The 862-nt window shown below is 35.7% G+C and carries 1 protein-coding gene; it reads right to left on the minus strand.

Translation table 11 applies throughout. From position 1 onward, the window contains the following. On the minus strand, nt 1–862 hold an 862-nt coding region (locus ACXAHM_RS26275; protein WP_474967058.1), incomplete at both ends, for a transposase.

Here is an 862-nt window from a genome sequence, read left to right on the forward strand (position 1 = left end):
TTTTACCCCTTTTTGGAGCTTTCTAGCGTATTTCATGATATTCATGGACATGAAGACAAGACCTAACTCTATCTCGATTTTATCAAGACCTTTTAGCAAGAACCTTTTGAAGTTTTTATTTCCTTTCAACTGACCAAACATTTGTTCTACTTCCGCACATCGCTGTTTTCTCAACTTTTCTCCATCTTTACTAAGTAGATTTTGTCTGGCCTTATTACGAAGATGTTTAGCATTTAGATTGATCGATACTTCTCGATTTTTATACTTGTATTTTGATTTAAAACACCTGCTATGTATTGGGCAAGCATGACAATTTACAGCTTCAAAAACATGTATTTTCTGTAGGTAACCTGTGGACGTTTTTTGTGTTTTGATACCTTTAAACTGCATCTGTTGCCCCATTGGGCATACTAAATAATTTTCTTCTTCATTATAATGAAGGCTGTTTACACTCAGGTCACTATTGTCAGGTTTCTTGGTTTTCTGCTCCTTATGAAAACCTGCAAATTTGACCACATTTTCGATGTCTTGGTGTTCTAAAAATTGATTGTTTTCTTCAGAACCATAACCCGAGTCCGCTACAGCAATACCAGGGTATGTTCCTAAAAATGATTGCATTTGCAGGTAGTGATCGATAAAAGTTGTACTATCTCCTGCTGTTTGATGTAGTGTGTAATTTATAACATATCCATTTTGTGTTGATCCTTGAACGTTGTATGCGGGTTTTAACTGCCCATTTCTCATATGGTCGTCTTTCATACGCATAAAAGTGGCTTCATGATCTGTCTTGGAATAGCTGTTTCTTCCTGCTAAATTTTCTTCATGTTTGTTGTACTGATCTACTTTTGGTGCTTGTGTTTTC

Source organism: Flammeovirga sp. AWQ4_249, from assembly GCF_056161045.1.